Genomic DNA, 4,726 nt, shown 5'->3' with positions numbered 1-4,726 from the left:
CGGTATACCATCCGGCATCGACTGAACCATAACATCTGTTTTAAAAAAATGCGCTGAACCGGTCATCAGCAACATCAACGCCAGGGCCACCCGCCCCATGAAGCTGTTGGAAAATTTACGGTTCAACAGGTAACGATTGATGAACCAGAACAAGATATAGGATACAATAAGTACAACCAATGGTGCCATGATTTTTCAGTGTGATCGTTTAACCAATGAAAGATAGTTTGCGCGTGCTATCCGTGAAAATATATTATTGACATTTTGATTTCAGCCCGTCAACCATTTGCTGTCCCCAGCGAGGAGCCAGCGGATTCTCGGATTGAAAGTTTGTAAATTTCTCCAGTGCTTTTGCATTGGTAGTACATGCCTCTGTTGCAGGCGAGCCAAAGAATTGTGCTGTGCCAAATTGCATTTGTGCCAGCAATGCCAATGCACGCGGGTTCTCGGGATTAACGGCCACGGCTTTATTAAGCACCTGCATCGACAGGCCGCTATACTGCTGACCGCGTGAAGCAGGATCTACCGTTACACGTATCATGTATATAAATCCTTCGAGCGCCATAACTTCCGATTCATTGGGCTCTATCGCTTTGGCTTTGTTCAAGGCAGTGGCGGCCTGATCGAGGTATGCATCTTTTTTAGCGCCATCTTTCTCCTGGTTAGCCATCATAATATACCCGAACGATGCATAATAGAATGGCTCCCACTTGGTTTTCTCAGCAGCACCTATACGTTCAAGCGCATTTACCGCAGCCTGATAATCGGGAATGGCTTTCGCAGTATATACTGCCTGAATATTCTTTTGCATAGCTTCTATATACTTATCATCCGAAGCAAATGCTGACGCTGACAGAACGATCGCGATGAAGGCGATGAGAGCAGAAATGATGTTACGGTTTTTCATACATGTAATTGTTAAATGGTTTTGGATATATACTTTATGATTTACAGACTGGGTAATTGATTCACGGATTTGTCTTTCGACAGGGTGATGAAGATGCCTACGAACAGGAAGCGCGGAGCGGCCTGCTTTATAGCACGATGGTTATAGAGGCCGTCAGCATTTTTTACGGTGCTGTATTCGTAGCCGAAAATATTATCTCTGCCTAACAGGTTTGTGCACGACAGGTATAGTATCAGATAGGGCTTGGGCAGATAGCTCCAGTTAAAACTCAAATCACTATACGAAGGTGTTTTACCACCGTTAAACTTATCGCTGTTCGGATTATTATAGGGTCTGCCGGTAGTATATGAATAGGTAAATCCGAGCTGGCTGTTGATGGACTGCACAAAGTATTTATATACTACCGAGAAATTATGGCGCGATGCAAATGAAGGTGCTGCGCTATAAGGGAAATTCAGGTAATCACGTTTGGTATCGAGGTATGAATACGATATCCAGTAATCGGTTCTTGGTAATGAACGATTATCGCGCCAGAATAACTCTACGCCTTTCGCATACCCTGAACCACCATTGTTCAGCAATGATGAATCGCCATGGATATACTTTACCAGGCCGCTATATTTCTTGTAATACGTTTCTACCCGAAACGTACGGTTATTCTCTACGTGCTGATAGTTCAGGATGAAGTGCTCAGCTTTTTCCTGATCGAGTGCATGATTGAAACGCACCAATGTATTATTGGCCGTCTGGCGAAATTTACCATAGGCAAAAGACACCTGGCTATACGTTCCGGTTTTATAGGCGAGCGAAACACGCGGATCAACTCCTGCCTGACGATTCAGACTGTTATACTCTACACGCGCACCGGCACGTGTTACAAATTTTTCGCTGGCATATATATCGGCTTCAGCAAAAGCAGCCGGTATAATTTCTTCGAAGGTTAACGCAAACGGGTTGCCCTGATGCAGGAGGTATTGCTGGCTATAGGTACGTTGCAATACTTCGGCACCCGTCTTCAATTCTATATGATCGGATAGCGATCCCTCGGCCACCATCTTGGCATGTATACCCTTTTCTGTTTCTACAATGTTATCCTGATCAACAATGGCATTGTTCTGCTGATAAGTATAGGAAAGTCCACCGCGCATCATCCACGAATCGTTCAGCGCCTGCTTGTAAAAACCGTTTAGGTAGCGATAATTATTGGTAAGGTCATACCGGAATTTGGAAGTATAGTCATCAATGTTGTGTTGATAGATGGCATAGTTCGAGTGATTGAAATTGCCATATACTTTTACCATGCCGGTCTTGCCAACTTCCTGGCGAAAAGCTCCGCTTCCTTCTATCGATACAGGAGCATCGATCCAGTCTATACGTTGATTGATGAGCCCGAAGTATGGACGAATATTGGTATACTGTATTTTGGCACTGGCCGATCCTGTTTCCCACGCCTGCGTATGCGCCACATCTCCACCTACTGAAAGCATACCTATATCGGTGCGGCTTGCTTCCGATTTATCTTTTGAATCTAATACAAGTGCGGATGATAACGCCTGTCCATATTCAGCTGAGTAACCACCAGTGCTGAAACTTGTACCCTTAAACATGAATGGCAGAAAGCGGCCGCGCGAAGGTGTGTTGGGTGCCGATGGACTATACGCATTCATCACCAGCAAACCATCGATAAATGTTTTTGCTTCGTTGCCATCGCCACCGCGCACAAAGAGTCGACCGCTCTCCCCTACCTTTTGTGTTCCGGGTAATGTATTCAGTGCGCCTGCTATATCTGCTGTAGCTCCGGCTGTTGTTGCTATATCCAACGCCCTGAAAACTGTTCTGCGCGATTCATCGCTGGCACCAAACGCACCGGCCGTGATCATCACCGCTTCGAGCTGATTGATCATTTCCTCCAGTGCAACGTCGATCACCACCGGCTTTCCTTCGAGCACTACTTCCTTCTGAAAATCTTTATAGCCAACAAATTTTACCAGCAGTGTTTTGGTTCCCTGCTCGGTTGTAGTAAAGGTAAAGTTGCCGTCAGCATCCGAGCTGGTGCCATCGTAGGTATCTACCAGTATAACGTTAGCCAACGGTACACCAACGCCACGTTCATCGGTAATCTTACCGGAGATAGAAGTTTGGGTGTAAGCAGCGGTATACATCAAAGTAAAAAGGGCGAGGTAGAGTATTTTCATAAATCTTTTTTTGTGCGATTACACGATAAAGATGGATGAAGAAGCCCCCGTTCTGAAAAAGGAGTTACCGAACTGCAGAAGGATGCGGATGAACTGTAGCAGACCGCTCCTGAAAATTTTGCACCAAACCAACGATTAGAGTCCGGGTATAGGAAGGAAATCAATTTTCTGCCCCGAAGGAAGGAATACGCTGCGCTATCGAACGGGTATAAATAAAAAAACGGAGATGCTAACGGCAGAGCATCCCCGATCAATTGTCAATTATACTTCCTCGATCAAAAGCCTATATATGCTTTACGATGAGCTTGCCCGGAGTGGTATTGTTTTCGAACCTGGCAAAGGCGGTAAGGTAATCGCTGTATACTCCGGCAATGACGGGGCGCACCGGGTATATCTCCAGGAACTTTACAAACTGCTCCAGGTCTTCACGACTGCCCGTGGTATAGGCCTGAAGTGTAATGTTTCTGCGGATCACACTGACGAGATCGATCGAAGTTTGTGTGTCTTCCAGAAATCCGAGTAACGCAACGTGACCGCTAACCGTCACGGCATGGATGGATTGTTGCACCGAGGTTCCTCCCGCTACATCAATCACCAGGTCAACCCCACGACCATGCGTTATCTCCAGCACGGGCTTCGACCATTCGGGATATTGTTTATAGTTCACTACATGATGTGCACCGAGCTGCTTCAAAAATTCTTCGTTCTCCAGCCTGCCCGTTGTAACAATAGTTTGCAGTCCCATGTATAGCGCGAGTTGCAGTGCATAGAGCGATACACTGCCCGTTCCCTGTATCAGTACCGTATCGCCCGGTTTTATACCCGATTGTGTAAGCACGCGAAAAGCTGTTAGCCCGGCCGTTGTAATGGTGGCGGCTTCTTCCATCGTAAGCGTTGTTGGCGCCTTTGCTATACTTTGCTCGTGAAAAGCATAATACTCCGAGAACACACCATCAACCGTTGCTCCCAACTGCAGCGATGCTTTAGCCGCATCGAACTTTCCGCCTTGCCAGCGTTGTCGCAGCAGACTTACTACGCGATCGCCCGGAGCAAAGCGTGTTACCAGTTTACCCACTTGCTCTACTATACCGGCAGCATCAGAGCCGAGTATAACCGGCAGCGGTTTTACCAGCGGATAGCGACCGGTAATAAAAGCATAGTCGCGATAGTTAAGTGATGTTGCATGAATGCGTACCAGCACATCGTGATCGCCGATAGCCGGTGTTGCTGTTTCTTTCCATTCGATTCCGCGGAGCGTTCCGGGTGTTGTGAGTTGTAATGCTTTCATAATTAGTTTCTGGTTACTGGCTGTCAGCCGCTAGAAGTGTGAGTGTGTGATAGAGATGCGCTGGATTGTAAAATGATTTTAGTATAGCAGGCATGGTATATTTGCGCCCGCAGTTGTGTTTATTTGTCTTACAGTACAAAGAACGTGGAAGGTGCAGAGTAACGATGGATGAGGTGATTCGATCTTGCTATCGCACTGATACGTTAAATGAATCATGGATCTGAAACATCTCCGGTATTTTAAAGTATTGGCAGAAGAGCTCAACTTCCGCAAGGCTGCTGCGCGACTGCATATCTCGCAGCCTCCGCTGAGTCAGCAGATAAAAGAACTGGAAGA

General features: G+C 46.5%; 4 protein-coding genes and 1 pseudogene. 1 reads left to right on the top strand and 4 read right to left on the bottom strand.

Going from position 1 to position 4,726, the window contains the following annotated elements; genetic code table 11:
• The 4 genes and pseudogenes from VIN08_RS23250 to VIN08_RS23235 all read right to left on the bottom strand — a co-directional run.
• Window positions 1–189 (bottom strand): annotated as a pseudogene (locus VIN08_RS23250) (hypothetical protein); the annotation flags it as partial.
• Window positions 190–253: 64 nt separating this feature from the next.
• The gene (locus VIN08_RS23245; protein WP_331970513.1) at window positions 254–907 is read right to left on the bottom strand and encodes a hypothetical protein; all 654 of its coding nucleotides are present in this window, start codon (window positions 905–907) and stop codon (window positions 254–256) included.
• A 41-nt stretch (window positions 908–948) separates the two neighbouring features.
• On the bottom strand, window positions 949–3,102 hold the full coding sequence (locus tag VIN08_RS23240; RefSeq protein ID WP_331970510.1) for a TonB-dependent receptor: 2,154 nt from the start codon (window positions 3,100–3,102) through the stop codon (window positions 949–951).
• A gap of 283 nt (window positions 3,103–3,385) precedes the next feature.
• Complete coding sequence (locus VIN08_RS23235) at window positions 3,386–4,390, bottom strand: NAD(P)-dependent alcohol dehydrogenase (protein ID WP_331970507.1); 1,005 nt, start codon at window positions 4,388–4,390, stop codon at window positions 3,386–3,388.
• A 214-nt stretch (window positions 4,391–4,604) separates the two neighbouring features.
• On the opposite strand from VIN08_RS23235, the gene VIN08_RS23230 reads away from it, so the two are divergent.
• Window positions 4,605–4,726, top strand: a 122-nt coding sequence (locus VIN08_RS23230) for a LysR family transcriptional regulator (protein WP_331970515.1), incomplete at its 3' end; no start/stop codon positions are given.

Source organism: Ohtaekwangia sp., from assembly GCF_036568665.1.
GTDB lineage: Bacteria > Bacteroidota > Bacteroidia > Cytophagales > Cyclobacteriaceae > Ohtaekwangia.
The sequence above is the reverse complement of the archived record's forward strand: the minus strand, read 5'-3'. Positions and strand labels throughout refer to the sequence as shown.

Excerpts from the sequence above, each read along its gene's own strand:
- VIN08_RS23235 (WP_331970507.1), bottom strand. The coding sequence starts at position 4,390 with ATGAAAGCATTACAACTCACAACACCCGGAACGCTCCGCGGAATCGAA.
- VIN08_RS23240 (WP_331970510.1), bottom strand. The coding sequence starts at position 3,102 with ATGAAAATACTCTACCTCGCCCTTTTTACTTTGATGTATACCGCTGCT.
- VIN08_RS23245 (WP_331970513.1), bottom strand. The coding sequence starts at position 907 with ATGAAAAACCGTAACATCATTTCTGCTCTCATCGCCTTCATCGCGATC.